We start from the raw sequence: 15,386 nt of genomic DNA on the forward strand, positions 1-15,386 counted from the left end.
CATCGATAAACGAACTCAGGACATTGCTATGAAACTTGGACGCCGTCAGTTCCTTTCGGCAACGGCCGCTCTGGCCGCGGTCGGCACATCGCCGCATATATTCGCAATGCAGACCTCATTAGGTCCTACTCCTGATCGCTACCCGATTGATGCCTGGAAAGTCGAGGATCAGCGTTTCAGTGATTACATGATTTTTAACAGTCCTTTAGAGCGCCACTGGAGCGGAGGCCTATGGACAGAAGGGCCCGCCTGGAATGCCGTGGGTCGTTACGTCGTGTTCAGCGACATACCCAGAGCCAAGCAGATGCGCTGGGACGAGTCGACTGGTCAGGTCAGCGTTTTGAGAGACAACGTTGGCTACTCTAACGGCAACACCTTTGATCATCAGGGCCGGTTAATCTCTTGCGAACATAACCCTGCAAGGGTTTTGCGCTACGAGTGGGATGGCAGTACAACGGTGCTCGCCGAGCGCTATCAGGGCAAACCACTCAATGCACCCAATGATGTGGTGGCCCTACCATCGGGTGGTGTGATCTTTACCGATCCTGGTTATGGTGCTCACTTCGACTACGAGGGTAAAAAACGAGATCTGGAGCTCGAAACGGCAATCTATTACGTCGATGACAACCTTGATGAACCCATCATGCTGACCGACGATATTTTTAAACCCAACGGTATTGTACTAACACCGGATGGCAAGGGTTTCTACGCCAGTGACAGTGCCCCCACTCACTTCGAAGAGCCTGCGCGCATCATTCGCTGGTCGCTTGGCGAAGACGGCCGCAGCGTTTCTGACCGGCAAGTCATCGTTACCAGCGAGGATACGATCTTTGACGGTATGGCCTGTGACGTAGACGGTAATATCTGGTCGAGTGCTAACGGTGGCGAGGGCATTGATGGCGCGGTGGTATTCTCACCGGAAGGCACGCTGTTGGGCCGCGTATTATTGCCCGAGGTCTGTTCCAACATGTGTTTTGCTGGCGCGAATCGCAACCGCCTCTTTATGACGGCTAGCCAGTCCGTCTATACGATTTACACAGCAACGCGCGGGGCGTAGTGAGATTATAACGTTCATCAAAAAGCCTCGCCGAATCTCTCCGGCGAGGCTTTGTTATGACTAGCACTGCGTTTTTGACTATTTAACCAGTCATCAGCTGGCTAGTTTTGCAGCCGTCTTGGCAACTAGCTCACCCTGGAAGCGGGCGATTTTGAGCTCGCGCTCATCAGGCTGGCGAGAGCCATCACCACCAGCAAGAGTCGCTGCGCCGTAAGGCGTGCCGCCGCTCACTTTGGAGATATCAAACTGCTCTTCAAGGCCATAGCCAATTGGCACAATGATCATGCCGTGGTGGGCAAGCGTGGTCCAGGTTGAAGTAATGGTCATTTCATCGCCACCGCCGGTACCGGTAGAGGTAAATACACTGGCTACCTTACCCCGCAGAGCGCCTTTGGCCCACAGGCCGCCGGTTTGATCCAGGAAAGTACGCATCTGACCCGTCATGTTGCCGAAGCGAGTGGGCGTACCGAAAATAATCGCATCGTAGTCGGCTAGCTCTTGCGGAGTCGCTTCTGGGGTATCGTAATCCTGCTTACCGCCTGCGTTTTTAAATGCTTCTTCGGGCATAGTCTCAGGCACGCGCTTAACGGTGACCTCAACGCCGCTAACCCCTTTGGCGCCCTCTGCCACTGCGTGGGCCATCGTATCGATATGACCATACATAGAATAATAAAGTACCAGTACCTTTGTCATTGCTATCTCCTTTACTGCATTTTGCGGTGTTGGGCTGTCGCCCAGTGAACGATACCTTCAACATAACGCACTCAAGCGTAGAAAAAAGCGAATGTTTTCGTCCGGGAGCGTCGATTTCATCGATGCTCCGAGCTTGCACTTTATGCTAACCACCACTAGCTTTTGTCTTGCCCACCTCAAACGTATCCAAGGAGTCTGGAATGACGATTTTTGAAGCCCTGCGCAAGGATCATGATATTCAGCGCGATCTGCTTGCCCGCTTAGTTGAGACTCATGGAGACAGCGATGAGCGCGATAACCTGTATCAGCAGGTGCGTGCTGAACTGCACTACCACGCTGCCGCCGAAGAGCGCGCGCTCTATATCCCAATGATGTCGATTGATTTGACCCAAGAGAAGGCACGCCATAGCGTGGCTGAACATCATGAAATTGATGAACTTTTAGAATTACTGGATGAAACCGACTACAGTGCGACTAACTGGCTGACCCACGCCAAACAGCTTCAGGAATTAGTCACTCACCACCTCGATGAAGAGGAGCAGGAAGTCTTTCAACTGGCTGGCCGAGGCCTGGAGGATAAACAAAAGACTTCCCTTGCCGGTGAGTATGAAGAAGAAATGCAGCGCCAACGCTCAGCGTAACCTGATAAACAGATTGAAAAAGCGCTCATGCATCGCATGGGCGTTTTTATTTCATCAATACGCTGAGCTTTTTCACGCGAACGACCTCTAGGCTTGTGACACACGCCCAGCGTGGTAAACCTAAGCACGCTTTTATACTGACAACGATACTGAAAACAGATGCTAAGGAGCCGACAATGCTAGGCCAATGGCTCGACTGGTCGCTTGAAGGGCAGCTTCCCGCCGCCAGCCAAGGCGTCTTTGCAAGCGGCACCTATTCGTTGCATGCGCCTGGCATTTTGGAACTCACGCCTAACTGTGCAAGCCAGAACGCCCACGCCTGCATTTTTTCAGCAGCCATCCATGGCAATGAAACCGCGCCAGTGGAATTAGTGGGTGAATGGCTAAGCGGGATTGAAGCCGGCAGCATTACGCTGGGTGCGCCCGTTTTAGTCATTCTTGGCAACCTGCCCGCACTTAAAATTCAACAGCGTTTTGTTACCACTAACTTAAATCGCCTTTTTAACCGTGAATTACGCGATGAAGGCGAAGAACCCGATCGCGCACGGGAATTAATGAACGCGGTGGATCGCTTTTATGCTCGCCATGCGGAGCTACCCAAACTGCATTACGACCTGCACACCGCCATTCGCGGTAGCCGCTACCCCCGTTTTGTTGTGGAACCCTACGCCAACACCCCCACCGACTCGGAACAGTGGGGCTGGCTAGCAGCAGCGGATATGCAGGCGGTATTAAATCAACATCAGCACAGCTGGACGTTCTCCCACTACAGTAAGCACTATCACGGTGCCCAAGCGTTCACTTTCGAGCTGGGCCGGGTCGCGCCTTTTGGTCAAAACGATATGGCATCCCTGAAACCGATGGGCGAACTGCTCACATCGTTAAGCCAAGGTACCTCACCGGCCAATCAGCCCGCTGCGCAAATGCAGTTTTTTCAGGTGCAGCACGAGCTAATTCGCCAATCAGATGACTTCCAGCTCTGTTTTGATGAAGACATGGCCAACTTTAATCGCTTTGAGCCCGGTACGCTGCTAGCGCAAGATGGTAAAGCCGGTGATTTTAGGGTGGGCGATACGCCACTCCATGTGGTGTTCCCCAATGCCAAGGTTGAAGTAGGCGCCCGCGCGGCACTGCTGGTCGCCCCGGTTAACCAGGACGTCTAGATTACTAACAGCAAGCGCCATTATAAAAACGTCTAAGCGTATGAGAGCTTGATAACAACTTTTGACAATAACAATAGTGAGGCGATCACTGGGCACTCGACGTTAATACGACTATCGTCGAGTGCTTAATGTGATAAGGAGGGCGCGCATTATTCGTCCAGCCTGATAGAATCGCCCCTTTTTTCGCGCCAGCCGCATCACAGCCCGTTGTAGATACCCTACTGCTGATAACCCGTTGCTGCGGCAACTCTGTACTGGAGCCAATGTTATGGCCGCTACGCCTACTCCCCTTGAAGTGCGTAATATTAAAAAGCGCTTTGGCGATACGGAAGTTCTGAAAGGACTCTCACTGCAAGCCCAAAAGGGTGATGTGATAACCCTGATTGGTGCCTCCGGGTCGGGTAAAAGTACTTTTTTGCGCTGCATGAACTTGCTTGAACAGCCTGATGATGGCGACCTCATTGTTCACGGCGAACCCATTCGCTTTAAAACCACCAAGCATGGTCGAGAGCCTGAAGATTGGAAGCAGGTGGTGCAAATGCGTGCCAAGCTCTCCATGGTGTTTCAAAGCTTCAACCTGTGGGCCCACATGACGCTGCTGGAAAACATTATTGAAGCGCCGATTCATGTACTGAAAAAGCCCAAAAAAGAGGCCTTGGAACATGCCCACGCCCTGTTAGACCGCGTAGGCTTAAGCGCCCGCGCCAACGCCTACCCGGCGCAGATGTCTGGCGGTCAGCAGCAGCGTGGCGCCATTGCTCGCGCGCTGGCGATGGACCCGGAAGTCATGCTGTTTGACGAACCCACCTCCGCCCTAGACCCTGAACTGGTTGGCGACGTACTCAAGGTAATGCATGGCCTCGCCGAAGAGGGCCGCACCATGGTGGTGGTCACCCACGAGATGAGTTTTGCCCGCGATGTCTCCAGCCAGGTGATTTATCTTCATCAAGGCTTGGTCGAAGAAGCAGGCCCGCCGGATCAAGTATTAGGCAATCCGCAATCTCCGCGCCTACAGCAATTTTTGGCCCCCAAATACTGATCCGCGAGGCTCACCATGATTGATTTGCAAGGTTATGGTCCCCGGCTGATCGAGGGGGCAGGCGTCACTATTCAATTGGCGGTGTTATCGCTGATCTTAGCGATTATTTTGGGACTGCTAACCGCCACCGCGAAGATGTCGCGTAATTGGTTTTTAAGGCGTACCGCCACGGTTTACACCACGTTAATTCGTGGCGTACCGGATCTCGTCTTAATGATGTTGCTATTTTTTGGTGGGCAGATCGGCGTCAACGCCATCAGCGATATGCTCTATTACAACTACGAGATCGACATTTACATTAACTTCAATGCCTTTGCCGCTGGCGTGCTGACCATTGGCTTTATCTTCGGCGCTTATATGGGGGAGACCTTTCGCGGCGCTTTTATGGCGGTAGACAATGGTCAGATCGAAGCGGGCAAGGCCTATGGTATGAGCAGTAGCCTGGTATTTCGCCGTATTCGCTTTCCGCAAATGATGCGCCATGCGCTGCCGGGGCTCTCCAACAACTGGATGGTTCTACTCAAAACCACTGCGCTGGTGTCCGTTATCGGCTTAACCGACATGGTGCGCGTGGCCGCTGAAGCCTCCCGCGCGACCCACGAGCCGTTTACCTTTTTGCTTCCCGTGGCCGTGGTTTACCTGCTGATCGCCAGCGTATCCGAATGGATATTTGCGCGACTGCAAAAACGCTACGACATCGGCTTTGGAGGTCAGTGACATGCTCGATATTTCCGCTTGGTTCAATGACCTGCTCGCTGGCAATACCATTTTTACCGCCGACACACTGGGCTACTACTGGGAAGGCTTGGTCACCACCACTCAATTAGTTTTTTTATCACTGATTGCGGGGTTAATACTGGCCGTGCCGTTGGCGATCATGCGCAGTTCCAAACATAAGTGGATTAGCCTGCCAGTTTATTTATTCACCTATGTATTTCGTGGCACGCCGCTGCTGATTCAGCTCTATATCATCTATTACGGCGTAGTGTTTATTGACGGCATTCAGGAAACCTTTTTATGGCCCGTGCTTCGTGAGGCCTTCTACCCAGCCTTGATCGCCTTCACGCTGAACACTGCCGCCTACACCACTGAGATTTTCCGGGGTGCCATCAAGGCCACTGCCCAAGGCGAGATTGAAGCCGCCCGTGCCTATGGCATGTCACCACGTTTGATGATGCGGCGCATTATTCTACCTAGCGCCTTCCGCCGCGCCTTGCCCGCCTACGGCAATGAAGTGATCTTTATGCTCCACGCCAGCGCGATTGCCAGCGTGGTCACCTTGATGGACTTGACCGGTGCAGCTCGCTTTGTCTATGCGCGCTACTACGCGCCATTTGAAGCGTTTTTGTTCGTAGCCGCCATTTACCTGTGCTTAACGTTCGCGATTCTGTTCTTCTTCCGCTATTTGGAGAAAAAGCTGCTGGCACATCTACGCCCACAAGATGCTTAATCATGAAAAAATGATGCAACCGTCAAACAAACGTTGGTTCACTGGCGGGCAAACTCTTTTCGTTAGCGCCAACCTGGGTTAGTTTAATAGCTGTTCAACAAATACTACTCGCCCTTTGTATCCGCTTTATACGGAGTAACAATATGAAAAAACTACTATCTCTCTCGCTGCTGGGCCTGGCCGTCGCCGCCGCCTCCTCAGCACAGGCACGTGACTACGACAACGTCCGTATCGGCGTTGACGTGCCCTACGAGCCGATGGAATTCCGCACCGCTGAAGGCGAGCTCACCGGCTTTGATATCGACCTTGGCAACGAGCTGTGCGACCGCATGGGCGTTACCTGCGAATGGGTCGAGCAAGAGTGGGATGGCATTATTCCTGGCCTGATGTCACGCAACTACGACGCCATCATGTCGTCAATGACAATCAATGATGAGCGTCGTGAGCAAGTGCTGTTCTCTGACCCCTACATCACCATGCCCTCTGCATGGTTTGCGGCTAGCGATCTAGGTATCAGCGAAGCCACTGAAGAGACGCTGGAAGGCATGACCATCGGCGTTCAGCGTGGCACCCTGCAAGATAACTACGTGACTGACAACTTCAGCGACGTTGCCGACATCAGCCGCTACTCCACCGCCGATGACATGGTGCTGGATATGGAAGCTGAGCGTCTGGACATCGTGTTCCTCGACTTCCCGATTGGCCAATCCACTCTGTTGGAAAGCGAAGAAGCTGAGTACGTAGTGGTAGGCGAGCGCATCAGCGAGCCAAAAGAGTACTTCGGTGATGGTTTTGGTATTGCCTTCCGTCAACGCGACGAAGCACTGGCTGAGCAGTTCAACGAAGCCTTAGCTGAAGTGCAGGAAGACGGTACTTACGACGAAATCTTCGCCCGTTATTTTGGTGAAGAAGACGCAGAGTAAACGCTCTCTCCTCCCCGGCTTCAACGCCGGGGAGTTTTTCCCTCAAGCCCTCTCCCCTCCCGCTATCTTTCCGCACCCTGCCTTTGCCTCTAGGCCGCCCCGCACGCTCCGCTCTGACATAAACATCAGCATCAGCAAACCGCACGAATCACCCAGGTGAGACGAAACCGGGTAAACTCCTAAGCAACTTGATCGCAACGTTGAGAAACGCTGAGGTTGTGTAATAAATCGGCTGACACAGACCGTTTTCGCTCAAAACCCAAAACAGTCCAGCGAACTAGCGCAAGTATTGCGGGTCTCTACACCACAACGAAGCCCTACAAGGAGGTACCATGGTTGAAAAATCAGCAGCCCATTCGGTGGCAACAGAACCTGCCGCGTCTTTGCGCCCCTCTTCCTACTGGACAGGCTGGGGGCAATGGCTGGCGCTGATTACCATGACCGTTGATCACCTCACTCGCTACGTACTGCCCGGCGATTGGGATCTAGGCTGGGCGGGCTCTTCCATTGGCCGTATTGCCTTTCCGCTGTTTGCCGCCATGGTGGCGTGGCACGGGTTGTTTAATACTCGCAATCCGTTGCGCTACTCTCGGCGCATCTTAGTTATCGGTTTGGTCGCCCAGCTCCCCTATATGCTAATGCCCCGCGCTTCAGATGCTTTTATCTTGAACGTCTGTTTTACCCTTGCCAGCGGCCTTGCGCTGGGCACACTAGTGCGCCAAGGCTGGCAACACTACCAGCAGCAAACGTTAGGTTTGCCCTGGCTGTTGGCAGGCGCGGCAGTGGGCGTTACAGTTTGGTACTTGCTGGGGTTTTGGGTTGAGTACGGGCATAACGGGCTGCTGCTGATTCCGCTGTTAATGTTTGCGATGCACGCTTTGAGTCAAGCAGGCAGCGATTTTCAGTCGCGCTTGTGGGCCGGATTAGCGGCGTTTCCCGTACTCTGGATTGCAGGTCAGATGAACGCTTCCGATATGGCCAAATCGTTTACCGTTGGCACCTGCGTAGTAGTGCTTATTCTTGCCGCTGGCGCAGCTCAACGCATTCCCCCTGTCAGTTTAGCGATGCCGCGCCGTTTATGGCTGGCGTGGTACCCGGGCCACTTTGCGTTAATTGCGTTATGGGTGGTGCTTAGCGGTCAACTGACTTAAGCGTTCATCGCAGTATATTTAATGCGCAGCATCGCGCATCCAGGGCTGGAAGCGACGCAGGCGCGCCCGGCCCTCCATTTTAGCTCGATACATAGCAATATCGGCCTGCTTAAGTACTTCTTCGTGATCGCATTCTGCGGCTGTAAAGCAAGTGTATCCCAGGCTCGGCGTAACATCTAACCAGTGACTTTCCAGTCGATACGGCTGAGAGAGAGCCTGCTGAACTTTGAGCATATACGTCTCGGCTAGCCCCTCCATGGCATGCTCAGAGGGCTCTTCGAACAGGGCCAGTAGTACAAACTCATCGCCACTAAGCCGTGCCGCCATATCCCCCTTCACTAAACAACTTTCCAAGCGGCGGGCTACCTGCACCAGCAAATCATCCCCGGCGGCATGACCAAGCGTATCGTTAATCAATTTGAAACGATCCATATCCAAGAACATCAGCAGGCCGCCCTGCTTTGCAGCTTCAGTATCGTCACAAAGCGCTTCTAGGCGCTCAATAAACAGCCGACGATTAGGTAAATCGGTCAATGAATCATAGAAGGCTTGGCGGTAAATGATCGCGTCAGCGCGTTTCCGCTCCGTGAAGTCTTCAACAATGGCGACGCCGCCAACCATACTGTTCCCCGCGCTATGCACGCCGTTAAAAAACGCACGCAAAGGCGTGCCTTCACTCGCTTTTGGCAAATAGTAGGTTCCTTCGTAGTAACCACCAGTGCCCTTGGTAAGCGCTTCACGCACAGCGGTTGCCACTTCCCGGTTCGCCGAGCGTGATAGCATCTGATAGCCGAGCAACTGCGCGCGGTTAACGTCCAGAATTTCCAGCAGCTTGCCATTACAGTCCGTGACTTGACCATGCTCATCAAAATGTAGCACCCCCAACGGCGAGTGATTAAAGATGGAGCGATAGCGATTTTCACTCTCTTGTAGCATTGCCTCCCGGGCGCTCATGGTCACTCGCAGGGCAATATTGTCGTTGATAATGCGACTTAAGCGTCGGCTAGTGGTAATAATCAAACCTAAAAACAGGCTAAGCATAGCCCCAATGAGTAAGGCCAACGGGGTGCCTAGTAATAAAAACTGGATCAGTAGCGGCAGTATAATCGGCAGCACAAAGCCAAGCGCTACCCACCACACTGCAGAAAGTGTGGTGATGCCACCAGCCGCAATGCCTGCCAGCACAATCGAAAGCGCCGCTACCTGGCCGTGATTTTCACCGGTAAACAGAACGAAACCGCCTACTCCCCACACGCACCCGGCTGCAATCGCTCCGATGCTAAAGCGGTAAAGCCAACGGCGTCGCTGCTGCTGAACAGCAGGTAAGCGACGAAAATGGTAAGCCATCGCAAGGCGAAGCAGTGATACGAGGGTCAGAGTGGTCAGCCAGGTGAGCAGTATCCAACTCGCAACGACAGGCCACATTGCTGTCACCAAAAGTATGCCTGCCAACACACTACTGAGCACGGGTTGCCATAGATTGTCGTAAAGGAGCCGCACCTTTTCATTATGCAAACGCTTTACAGTGACATGGTGATCTTGATGGAAACCACTACGCAGCCCGGACATTTTCCCAGGGATGGAAGAGAGAGACATACTGACTACCCGCCTAAATAATAAGTGCTATTAAGATCAGCTTTGCTAGCTAATTTTTTTGTAGTGCCTTTTTAGCCTATTTAACGACGTTTAGCGATAAAAGGTGCGCAGTCGGTCAACTAGCCAGCCAGTTTAAGCGCAAAAAAAAGTCGCCTTAGCGGGCGACTTTAGAAACTACTGTTTGATAGAAAAACTAAGATCTGGAGGGGGAGCATCGGGCAACAAAGCGCTACAGGCGCGAACTTTCTCCAGCAGCTCGGCATGATTGGCCGCCAGTATATTGACGTGGGCGAGCTTACGACCGGCACGTTCAGTTTTGTCGTAGCGATGCAGGTGCGTGTTGGCCAGCGCTAGAATGGCTGCGTTGTCACCTTCACGGCCAATCACGTTAATCATGCAGGTCGGGGCAATCGCCTGGGTATCGCCCAAAGGCAGGCCCTGTATCGCCCGCAGGTGATTCTCAAACTGGCTGGTCACCGCGCCGTCCATCGTCCAGTGGCCGGAATTATGCACGCGGGGCGCCATTTCGTTGGCCAGCAGGCTGCCATCGCGGGTTTGAAACAATTCAAGCGCTAGTACGCCCACGTAATCCAGCTCATCCAGCAGCGCACGAATATACTCATCCGCGGTTTGCTGAACGCTGGCGTCTAAATCCGGCAGCGGCGCGACGGAGTAACGCAGAATGCCATCCACGTGCTGGTTTTCCGCCATGGGGTAGAACACCACTTCGCCATCACGACCGCGCACGGCAATCATCGACACTTCGCGCACGAAATCGACGAAGGCCTCAACGACCAGCTGTGAATGGCCAATCGCGCTCCACGCCTCGCCAGCCTGCTCAGGCTGCTTCAATACGGCCTGACCCTTGCCGTCGTAGCCTTCGGTAACGGACTTCGCCACCACCGGGCAGCCCAACTCACGGGCGGCCGCTTCTAGCTGCTCGGCGCACTCGACGACGCGGTAAGCGGGGGTCGGGATGCCCAAGCGATCGAAGAGTGTCTTCTCCTCGACCCGGTTCTGACACACCTCAATGGCGCGGCTACTGGGGTAAACAGGCTTATGCTGCTCAATTTCGCGCACCAGTTGCACGGGCAAGTGCTCAAATTCGTAGGTCACCACATCAACCTTGGCCAAAAACTCAGCCAGGTACTGGTTATTAGGATCGACGATCACATCGCCAATGCCCGCGCTGGGATTACCCGTGGTATCTAAAAAAGTGAAGCGATTACCCAGCGGATAACCCGCTAGCGCCAACATGCGCCCTAACTGGCCTGCGCCCAGTACACCGATGTTTTTAGCAACGACACTCTTTGATGTATCTGTGTTCATAACCGAGCCTCCTTATTCTGCTTCTGGATCGGGGCGCGGATCCGGATTATCGAGCACTTTTTGGGTCTGCTCCGCGCGGAACGCCTCGACTGCACTGCGCACCGTGGCGTCTTGCAAGCCAACGATCTGTGCCGCCAGCAAGCCTGCGTTAGTGGCGCCCGCCTTACCAATCGCCAACGTGCCCACGGCAATGCCGCCCGGCATCTGCGCAATGGAAAGCAAAGAATCCAGTCCTTTTAGCGCTTTCGACTCCACCGGCACACCCAGCACCGGCAGCGGCGTTTGCGAGGCCACCATACCCGGCAAGTGGGCAGCGCCGCCCGCGCCCGCCACAATCACTTGCAAGCCGCGCTCGGCAGCACTCTTGGCATAATCGAACAGCAGGTCAGGTGTGCGGTGCGCCGACACCACGCGAGTTTCATAAGCCACGCCCAAACGCTCCAGCATGGAAACCGCGTGCTCCATGACCGGCCAGTCAGACTTCGACCCCATGATCACGCCCACCTTGGGTGCGCTGTTCGACGACATGCAAAACTCCTCGGCCCAATGGCCTATAAAAAGCGATATAAAATCGAAAAAGTAGCGTGTGCCCACCCAGGCACACAACAAAATAGGAAGGCGGATAGTTTACCAGAGCTAGCGCGTTTGCGGGCTTTGCAGAAATCGTGAAATTTTCATCAAAATAGACATTGAAATGCGCACCGGTTGGCGGCATTGTGTGTTTGTCATTTCAGACTGATGGAGCCACATGAGCACGGCACGCGCAACTGCCACTGCGGAACAGCTTGATCCTCCGCGAAGCAGCCCTGACCTCGACGTCAGGGAACTTGAAAAACGTACGCGATTAATGCGTATTATCACGCGTCTGATCGCTGTATCAGACTTAGGAAGTCGAGAAATTGCCCGTCGGGCAGGGCTTCCCGTTCAGAAAATTAGCGACTTGCTCGCCGGAAGGCTTGAGCACCTGGGAGTGGATGAACTTCACGCCCTGCGTCGCACCTTAGAGCTGGAGGCGCCATAGCAGACACTTTTTCTGCTGTTCCCACTTCTCCACTTCTCACAGGCCGCCTCCCGGCGGTCTGTAAAAAACTTTTTTTCTTCACGCTCAAGCCCTGTCTTAAGCTCTATCTCAAGCTCTGTCTCAAGCCCTATTCCGAGATTACTTCACATCGTTCGTAATGGCCGTTTATGTGTCATTGCTCACGGCGCAATCGCCACTCCCCCAAACGCTACAATAGCCACCACTATCCAAACGGGCAGCTTCCATACGGTTAATAGCAAGAAACCGGTGAGCGCCAGCGCAAACTCTTCTGCGCCAATGATCGCGCTGATCCATACCGGCTGATAAAGCGCTGCGCCTAAGATCCCCACGACAGCCGCATTGGCACCGCGCATTAGCGCCTGAGCGCTACCCCACCGACGAAATTGGTTCCAAAACGGCAGCACGCCGACCAGCAGTAAGAACCCTGGGATAAAAATTGCCAGCAGTGCCAACAACGCCCCCACTACCCCGTTCATACCGGGCAGAAGCGCGCCCAGGTAAGCCGCAAACGTGAATAGCGGTCCTGGCACCGCCTGGGCAGCGCCATAGCCTGCTAAGAACTCATCGGGCGTTATCCAGCCTGACTGCACCACTTCGGCTTCTAACAGCGGCAGCACCACATGCCCGCCACCAAATACCAGCGCACCTGAGCGGTAAAATGCATCGATCACGTTAAGCCAAACAGCACCGCCCGCCATCAGTGGCAGCAGAACTAGCAGCCCGCCGAATAGCCCCAACGCTATCATTCCTGCTCGGCGGGAAACCGGAAAATGCAGCGGTGCGGTTTCTCCTATGGCGGCACTATTCCGGCACAGCGCCAGCCCGACTAAACCACCCAATACAATCGCTGCAACCTGTCCCAGCGGGCCACTTACCAGCACCACTGTGAACACAGCGGCCAGGGCAATCCCAGCGCGGGTTTTATCCGGGCAGAGGTTACGCGCCATGCCCCATACGGCGTGGGCGACGATCGCTACCGCAACCACTTTTAAGCCATGAATAATACCGCTGGCGATCGGGCCATCCAGCACCGCAGCACCCAGTGCGAACAACAGCAGAATAATTGCCGAAGGCAGCGTAAAAGCCAGCCACGCCATCGCCGCCCCCCACGGGCCAGCACGCAGTAAGCCAAGAGCAAAACCCACCTGGCTACTCGCAGGCCCCGGCAGAAACTGGCAAAGCGCGACCAAATCGGCGTAGGCATTTTCGCTTAGCCACTGCCGCCGCTCCACAAAAGCGGTGCGAAAATACCCCAAGTGCGCCACCGGGCCGCCAAAAGACGTTAAGCCCAACGCTAAGAATGCCCAAAACACCTCAGCTATGCGCTTTCGTGTCTGCGTTTCTTCCACCATTATTCTCACCTTTCAGCCAATAAAAAAGCGCAAGGCTTATATGCTAAGCCTTGCGCTTGACGTCTTGATGACACCTGCGAATAAACCGTTACTCTTGGTCTGTTACCGCACCGGTGCTGGCCGAGCTCACGAGGCGCGCATACTTGGCTAGTACGCCGCGGGTATAGCGAGGCTCAGGCTGTTTCCACGCCGCGCGACGACGGATCATTTCGTCATCGGATACATCCACGTCGATAGTATCTGCTTCCGCATCGATGGTGATGGTATCGCCATTTTCTACCAGCGCCAGCGGGCCACCGTCGAACGCTTCTGGCGACACATGGCCGACTACGAAACCGTGGCTACCACCCGAGAAGCGACCATCGGTAATCAGCGCCACGTCGTTACCCAAACCGCGGCCCATAATCGCCGAGGTGGGCGTGAGCATTTCGCGCATGCCGGGGCCGCCTTTGGGGCCTTCGTAACGAATCACCACCACATCACCCGCGATGACCGTGCCATCGTTAATGCGCGCCTGGGCTTCTTCTTCCGAGCCAAACACTCGTGCAGAACCGGTAAAGCGTGTGCCCTCTTTACCGGTAATTTTCGCTACCGCGCCTTCCGGTGCCAGGTTGCCATAGAGCATTCGCAGATGGCTTTCCGTTTTGATCGGATTGCCCAGCGGGGCAATGATCGGCGGCTCGGCGGGGTAAGGCGCCACTTCGGCCAGGTTCTCTTCCAGCGTTTTACCTGTCACGGTCAAGCAGTTGCCGTTAAGCAGGCCTGCGTCCAACAGCATTTTCATCAGCGGCTGAATGCCGCCAATCGCCACCAGCTCACTCATCATGTAATGGCCGCTGGGGCGCAAATCGGCGAGTACCGGCACGCGTTTACCAATCTCGGTAAAGTCCGCCAGGGTCAGTTCCACACCAATGGTGCGCGCCATCCCAATCAAGTGCAGCACTGCGTTGGTAGAGCCACCCAGTGCGATGGTGACCGTAATGGCGTTCTCGAACGCCTCGCGAGTCATGATATCGGAAGGTTTGATATCGTTCGCCAGCAGCGCCAGCACGGCTTCGCCGGCGGCTTTGCAGTCGTCGCGTTTCTCTTGCGAGATAGCATTCTGCGCCGAGCTACCCGGCAGGCTCATGCCTAAGGCTTCAATCGCCGACGCCATGGTGTTAGCGGTATACATACCGCCACAAGAACCGGGGCCAGGGATCGCCGTTTCTTCGATGTTTTTAAGCTCGATCAGGTCGATATCACCGCGGGAGTGGGCGCCCATGGCCTCAAAGACCGAGACGATATCGGTATGCCCTTTGCCGGGCATAATGGTGCCGCCGTAGACAAACACGCTGGGGCGGTTCAAACGCGCCAAGCCCATTAAGCAGCCTGGCATGTTTTTATCGCAGCCACCGATCGCCACCAAACCATCGAAGCCTTCACAGCCCGCTACGGTTTCGATCGAGTCGGCAATCACCTCCCGTGATACCAGCGAATACTTCATCCCCTCAGTGCCGTTAGCAATACCATCGGAAATCGTGATGGTATTGAAAATCACACCTTTACCACCGCCAGCATCGGCGCCATCGCGGGCAAACTCGGCCAGCTCATTAATATGGCTATTGCACGGCGTCACCATGCTCCAGGTAGAAGCAATGCCCACCTGAGGCTTCTTGAAATCGGCATCCGTAAAGCCCACCGCGCGCAGCATGGCACGGCTAGCGGCTTTACCAGGGCCATCAACCACAGGCGCAGAGTGGCGGCGGGAGTTTTGCGATGAATCGGACATTAGAAATCTCTCTTAGCGTTGTTCACGGTATCCGCATAGCTTGGCGATATAATCATAATCTCGCAAGATGATTAACGCTTGGCATCATAGAGTTACCCCACCGCTTCTTTTTCTTTTGACTATTTAATCTTAACAAGGTGTCAACCAAAGTTGACACTCACTGAGCTGCCAAATAGAGT

The 15,386-nt window shown here is 54.5% G+C and carries 15 protein-coding genes; 9 read left to right on the plus strand and 6 right to left on the minus strand.

The window, feature by feature from the left end:
* The first annotated feature begins 28 nt into the window (after window positions 1-28).
* Window positions 29-1,057 (plus strand): SMP-30/gluconolactonase/LRE family protein, encoded by a 1,029-nt coding sequence (locus MLE19_RS18375; RefSeq protein ID WP_240719568.1) that lies wholly within the window; start codon window positions 29-31, stop codon window positions 1,055-1,057.
* Window positions 1,058-1,150: 93 nt separating this feature from the next.
* Here MLE19_RS18375 and wrbA read toward each other — a convergent pair whose 3' ends face one another.
* Window positions 1,151-1,750 (minus strand): NAD(P)H:quinone oxidoreductase, encoded by a 600-nt coding sequence (gene wrbA / locus MLE19_RS18380; RefSeq protein ID WP_240719569.1) that lies wholly within the window; start codon window positions 1,748-1,750, stop codon window positions 1,151-1,153.
* Between the two features lie 200 nt (window positions 1,751-1,950).
* Here wrbA and MLE19_RS18385 point away from each other — a divergent pair, with 200 nt between their 5' ends.
* The 7 genes from MLE19_RS18385 (at window position 1,951) to MLE19_RS18415 (ending at window position 8,117) form a co-directional block, all read left to right on the plus strand.
* Window positions 1,951-2,391 (plus strand): hemerythrin domain-containing protein, encoded by a 441-nt coding sequence (locus MLE19_RS18385; RefSeq protein WP_240719570.1) that lies wholly within the window; start codon window positions 1,951-1,953, stop codon window positions 2,389-2,391.
* A 176-nt stretch (window positions 2,392-2,567) separates the two neighbouring features.
* Window positions 2,568-3,554 (plus strand): succinylglutamate desuccinylase, encoded by a 987-nt coding sequence (locus tag MLE19_RS18390; protein WP_240719571.1) that lies wholly within the window; start codon window positions 2,568-2,570, stop codon window positions 3,552-3,554.
* Between the two features lie 268 nt (window positions 3,555-3,822).
* Window positions 3,823-4,593 carry an ABC transporter ATP-binding protein gene (locus MLE19_RS18395; RefSeq protein WP_176302009.1) on the plus strand — a complete coding sequence of 257 codons (771 nt, stop codon included), beginning with the start codon at window positions 3,823-3,825 and terminating at the stop codon, window positions 4,591-4,593.
* 15 nt (window positions 4,594-4,608) lie between these two features.
* Entirely contained in the window at window positions 4,609-5,310 is a 702-nt protein-coding gene (locus MLE19_RS18400) for an ABC transporter permease (RefSeq protein WP_240719572.1), read from the plus strand.
* A 1-nt stretch (window position 5,311) separates the two neighbouring features.
* Window positions 5,312-6,043, plus strand: coding sequence for an ABC transporter permease (locus MLE19_RS18405; protein ID WP_240719573.1), 732 nt, complete (start codon window positions 5,312-5,314; stop codon window positions 6,041-6,043).
* 143 nt (window positions 6,044-6,186) lie between these two features.
* A complete protein-coding gene (locus MLE19_RS18410; protein ID WP_240719574.1) occupies window positions 6,187-6,966 on the plus strand; it encodes a transporter substrate-binding domain-containing protein in 780 nt (259 codons plus the stop codon).
* Between the two features lie 332 nt (window positions 6,967-7,298).
* The gene (locus tag MLE19_RS18415) at window positions 7,299-8,117 is read left to right on the plus strand and encodes a TraX family protein (protein ID WP_240719575.1); all 819 of its coding nucleotides are present in this window, start codon (window positions 7,299-7,301) and stop codon (window positions 8,115-8,117) included.
* Window positions 8,118-8,135: 18 nt separating this feature from the next.
* On the opposite strand, the gene MLE19_RS18420 is transcribed toward MLE19_RS18415, so the two are convergent.
* From MLE19_RS18420 to purE, 3 genes are all read right to left on the minus strand, one after another.
* Complete coding sequence (locus MLE19_RS18420; protein WP_240719576.1) at window positions 8,136-9,713, minus strand: sensor domain-containing diguanylate cyclase; 1,578 nt, start codon at window positions 9,711-9,713, stop codon at window positions 8,136-8,138.
* Window positions 9,714-9,887: 174 nt separating this feature from the next.
* On the minus strand, window positions 9,888-11,042 hold the full coding sequence (locus tag MLE19_RS18425; RefSeq protein ID WP_240719577.1) for a 5-(carboxyamino)imidazole ribonucleotide synthase: 1,155 nt from the start codon (window positions 11,040-11,042) through the stop codon (window positions 9,888-9,890).
* Window positions 11,043-11,054: 12 nt separating this feature from the next.
* Window positions 11,055-11,570 (minus strand): 5-(carboxyamino)imidazole ribonucleotide mutase, encoded by a 516-nt coding sequence (gene purE / locus MLE19_RS18430; protein WP_240719578.1) that lies wholly within the window; start codon window positions 11,568-11,570, stop codon window positions 11,055-11,057.
* A 220-nt stretch (window positions 11,571-11,790) separates the two neighbouring features.
* On the opposite strand from purE, the gene MLE19_RS18435 reads away from it, so the two are divergent.
* Complete coding sequence (locus MLE19_RS18435) at window positions 11,791-12,063, plus strand: XRE family transcriptional regulator (RefSeq protein WP_008958942.1); 273 nt, start codon at window positions 11,791-11,793, stop codon at window positions 12,061-12,063.
* Between the two features lie 179 nt (window positions 12,064-12,242).
* Here MLE19_RS18435 and chrA read toward each other — a convergent pair whose 3' ends face one another.
* Both chrA and ilvD read right to left on the minus strand, forming a co-directional pair.
* A complete protein-coding gene (gene chrA / locus MLE19_RS18440) occupies window positions 12,243-13,436 on the minus strand; it encodes a chromate efflux transporter (RefSeq protein WP_240719579.1) in 1,194 nt (397 codons plus the stop codon).
* Between the two features lie 88 nt (window positions 13,437-13,524).
* Entirely contained in the window at window positions 13,525-15,207 is a 1,683-nt protein-coding gene (ilvD, locus tag MLE19_RS18445; RefSeq protein WP_240719580.1) for a dihydroxy-acid dehydratase, read from the minus strand.
* Window positions 15,208-15,386: the final 179 nt, after the last annotated feature.

It is taken from the genome of Vreelandella neptunia (genome assembly GCF_022489065.1).
GTDB lineage: Bacteria > Pseudomonadota > Gammaproteobacteria > Pseudomonadales > Halomonadaceae > Vreelandella > Vreelandella neptunia_A.

Excerpts from the sequence above, each read along its gene's own strand:
- wrbA (WP_240719569.1), bottom strand. The coding sequence starts at position 1,750 with ATGACAAAGGTACTGGTACTTTATTATTCTATGTATGGTCATATCGAT.
- purE (WP_240719578.1), bottom strand. The coding sequence starts at position 11,570 with ATGTCGTCGAACAGCGCACCCAAGGTGGGCGTGATCATGGGGTCGAAG.
- MLE19_RS18375 (WP_240719568.1), top strand. The coding sequence starts at position 29 with ATGAAACTTGGACGCCGTCAGTTCCTTTCGGCAACGGCCGCTCTGGCC.
- chrA (WP_240719579.1), bottom strand. The coding sequence starts at position 13,436 with ATGGTGGAAGAAACGCAGACACGAAAGCGCATAGCTGAGGTGTTTTGG.
- MLE19_RS18420 (WP_240719576.1), bottom strand. The coding sequence starts at position 9,713 with ATGTCTCTCTCTTCCATCCCTGGGAAAATGTCCGGGCTGCGTAGTGGT.
- MLE19_RS18395 (WP_176302009.1), top strand. The coding sequence starts at position 3,823 with ATGGCCGCTACGCCTACTCCCCTTGAAGTGCGTAATATTAAAAAGCGC.
- MLE19_RS18410 (WP_240719574.1), top strand. The coding sequence starts at position 6,187 with ATGAAAAAACTACTATCTCTCTCGCTGCTGGGCCTGGCCGTCGCCGCC.
- MLE19_RS18435 (WP_008958942.1), top strand. The coding sequence starts at position 11,791 with ATGAGCACGGCACGCGCAACTGCCACTGCGGAACAGCTTGATCCTCCG.
- MLE19_RS18405 (WP_240719573.1), top strand. The coding sequence starts at position 5,312 with ATGCTCGATATTTCCGCTTGGTTCAATGACCTGCTCGCTGGCAATACC.
- ilvD (WP_240719580.1), bottom strand. The coding sequence starts at position 15,207 with ATGTCCGATTCATCGCAAAACTCCCGCCGCCACTCTGCGCCTGTGGTT.
- MLE19_RS18390 (WP_240719571.1), top strand. The coding sequence starts at position 2,568 with ATGCTAGGCCAATGGCTCGACTGGTCGCTTGAAGGGCAGCTTCCCGCC.
- MLE19_RS18400 (WP_240719572.1), top strand. The coding sequence starts at position 4,609 with ATGATTGATTTGCAAGGTTATGGTCCCCGGCTGATCGAGGGGGCAGGC.
- MLE19_RS18385 (WP_240719570.1), top strand. The coding sequence starts at position 1,951 with ATGACGATTTTTGAAGCCCTGCGCAAGGATCATGATATTCAGCGCGAT.
- MLE19_RS18425 (WP_240719577.1), bottom strand. The coding sequence starts at position 11,042 with ATGAACACAGATACATCAAAGAGTGTCGTTGCTAAAAACATCGGTGTA.
- MLE19_RS18415 (WP_240719575.1), top strand. The coding sequence starts at position 7,299 with ATGGTTGAAAAATCAGCAGCCCATTCGGTGGCAACAGAACCTGCCGCG.